This is a genomic window from Photorhabdus kayaii (assembly GCF_025384895.1).
GTDB classification, from domain to species: Bacteria; Pseudomonadota; Gammaproteobacteria; order Enterobacterales; family Enterobacteriaceae; genus Photorhabdus; species Photorhabdus kayaii.
Genome location: NZ_JAJAFZ010000160.1, coordinates 1 through 2,112, shown reverse-complemented (window position 1 = coordinate 2,112; position 2,112 = coordinate 1). Strand labels below are relative to the sequence as shown.

General features: G+C 42.0%; 4 protein-coding genes. 2 read left to right on the top strand and 2 right to left on the bottom strand.

All coding sequences use genetic code 11. The features are described 5' to 3' along the window. Window positions 1–357: 357 nt before the first annotated feature. The gene (locus tag LGZ98_RS23535; RefSeq protein WP_262978703.1) at window positions 358–666 is read right to left on the bottom strand and encodes a hypothetical protein; all 309 of its coding nucleotides are present in this window, start codon (window positions 664–666) and stop codon (window positions 358–360) included. On the opposite strand from LGZ98_RS23535, the gene LGZ98_RS23530 reads away from it, so the two are divergent. Both LGZ98_RS23530 and LGZ98_RS23525 read left to right on the top strand, forming a co-directional pair. Continuing rightward, the gene (locus LGZ98_RS23530) at window positions 549–1,154 is read left to right on the top strand and encodes an RHS repeat-associated core domain-containing protein (protein ID WP_315902009.1); all 606 of its coding nucleotides are present in this window, start codon (window positions 549–551) and stop codon (window positions 1,152–1,154) included. The two genes, LGZ98_RS23535 and LGZ98_RS23530, sit on opposite strands and share 118 nt — an antisense overlap. After that, window positions 1,154–1,816: an Imm43 family immunity protein gene (locus LGZ98_RS23525; RefSeq protein WP_228903223.1), complete on the top strand. Its 663-nt coding sequence runs from the start codon at window positions 1,154–1,156 to the stop codon at window positions 1,814–1,816. Before LGZ98_RS23530 ends, LGZ98_RS23525 begins: the two co-directional genes overlap by 1 nt. 56 nt (window positions 1,817–1,872) lie before the next feature. Here LGZ98_RS23525 and LGZ98_RS23520 read toward each other — a convergent pair whose 3' ends face one another. Beyond that, on the bottom strand, window positions 1,873–2,070 hold the full coding sequence (locus LGZ98_RS23520; RefSeq protein WP_228902610.1) for a DUF7706 family protein: 198 nt from the start codon (window positions 2,068–2,070) through the stop codon (window positions 1,873–1,875). Between the last annotated feature and the right edge of the window lie 42 nt (window positions 2,071–2,112).

The window sequence follows — 2,112 nt, the reverse complement described above, 5'->3', positions numbered from 1 at the left end:
TCTTAGTCCCCGTGGCGCACCGGGCTGCGCCCGCTGCTGTCAGCCTCAATGCAAAATCCCACCGCCGCAGTCGCCGCCGTCCGTGGCGGCTCCGGTGTCAACATCCGCCTTAAGCCGTTGCCGGTCAGTCCGTCAAGGTCAACGGCCCTGAAAGCAGGCCAGCAAGCTGGCCGCAATTTATTGCCCCCACCCCAACCCCGCTGAACAGCGTCACCTGCGGGCCTCGCCGGCCCGCACCCGGCCAACCCGCGTCAGCGGCGCAGGCAAGCTGCCCCGCCGCCCCGGGTTATCGATAAAACCCGGTTCTGGCAGGTTGAAAGGCGGTGTACAAACACGTCAGCAAATACACACAAGGGGTTAACGGCAGCTAACACCGCCGCTATACTGCTCAATGTGCAGACCGGATAAGGGCGTCAGGGTATGGCGGTAGCGTGCACACATCCTGAAAAGGCACGTCGGGTCAAAAAAAGTTGCAGGAGCAAAATGGGCGAAACGCGTCCTTCTGAAAGCCTTGTCCTGTGCGGCCTGGCATCGCCCTATAAGTATGACTGCCTCGGAACCTGACGTGTCATTTCCGGTTCGCCGGCCAGTACGAAGACGAGGAAAGCGGTTTATTTTATAATCGGCACCGTTATTACGAGAGTGATACAGGCCAGTACTTATCACCAGATCCTTTGAATCTTAGTGGCGGATTTAACCCGTACAGCTATGTCCATGATCCGGTCAATTGGATCGATTCTTTGGGTCTCTCTAATAGTGGGATCTTAGATAAAGCAATGCAAGGACAAGTCGGTGATAGATTATCAGCCCATCACGTTATCCCTGTAGAAGTTTGGAAAGAAAATCAAGTATTCTTAGATAAAATAGGTATCGGTAGACAAATGAATTCTGCATCTAATGGTATTCATATTCCGGGTAGTGAATCCGCCATGAAAGCAGATGTCGGAAAAGGAATGAAAGTTTTTCACAGCAGTAATCATAATAATTATTCTGATGAAGTGCGAGGAAAAATAAGGGATATAAGAAACCAGTATTCTAATAATAGTATTAACGAGCGAGAAGCTAGAGATGCTATTAGAAAGCTTCAGATGGATATGAAAAATAAAATATGGTCTGGTCAAGTGTCTACAACCAAATGTGGGAGAGTAAATTAATGAATTATTATGTATTAATGAACGATTATAATTCTTCACTAATGCCAAGATATCTTCATGCTATAGTAGATACCGAAAAGCAAATTAATGAAAAATGGGATTATGAAGGCTCCAAGCATGATATACCTTATTATCTATTAGATAAGGAATGCCCTAACCATTTGTATTTGTTATGCAATAAAAATATTGGTAAATTGGGGTTTAATTATTATCAACACAATATGGCTCATATCCTATCTGATAGATTTCTCGATATTATCAATGAGTTTAAATTAAGCGATCATGTTTTAAAAAAATTAATTGCGACATCTATTAAAGATGGAAAAACTATCAATAACTCATTAAATTATCTTTTTTTTACTGACAAGGAGTTATTTCTGAATGAAAAAAACTCAATATTAGAAAAAGATAAATATGGAAATTTAATTCCTCATAAATTATCTTTTCATAATGAATCATTAAATTATGATATTTTTTCAATACGGACTACTTTATTAGCAGGATTTATCTTTATTTCAGAAAAAGTAGCTAACAGATTAATTAAAGAAAATATCAAAGGAATAAAGCTAATTAAATTAGATGAAGTCTTGAATCACTATTGTGTAGATTTTAAGTACGACATTAAAGCTAATGTCAAAAAAGGAAAAATAAAATTACCCTAAGCTAATAGTAAAAAGCCGGAAAGATCTTTCGAGATCTTCCGGCCTTCTGATGATATCTACCGTGGCGCATACCCATTGTACGCTAGAGCAGATTGAAGCTTAGAGATCGCATCCTTAATCTGATACGCCTCCTCGTCATTCACGGCACAGGCCCGTATCTCAGACCAGCACAGCCGCTTAACCAGTTGGGCTAAGGCCAGTGCTTCAATGTGGGTTAACTGAATGTCCTGCAAATGTTCAATGGCTATCGTCATCTCATCCTCTCCCCTTAACCCGCAAAACCGGTTATCAACGCC

Coding starts and splice junctions, on each gene's coding strand:
- LGZ98_RS23525 (WP_228903223.1), top strand. CDS start 1,154: ATGAATTATTATGTATTAATGAACGATTATAATTCTTCACTAATGCCA.
- LGZ98_RS23520 (WP_228902610.1), bottom strand. CDS start 2,070: ATGACGATAGCCATTGAACATTTGCAGGACATTCAGTTAACCCACATT.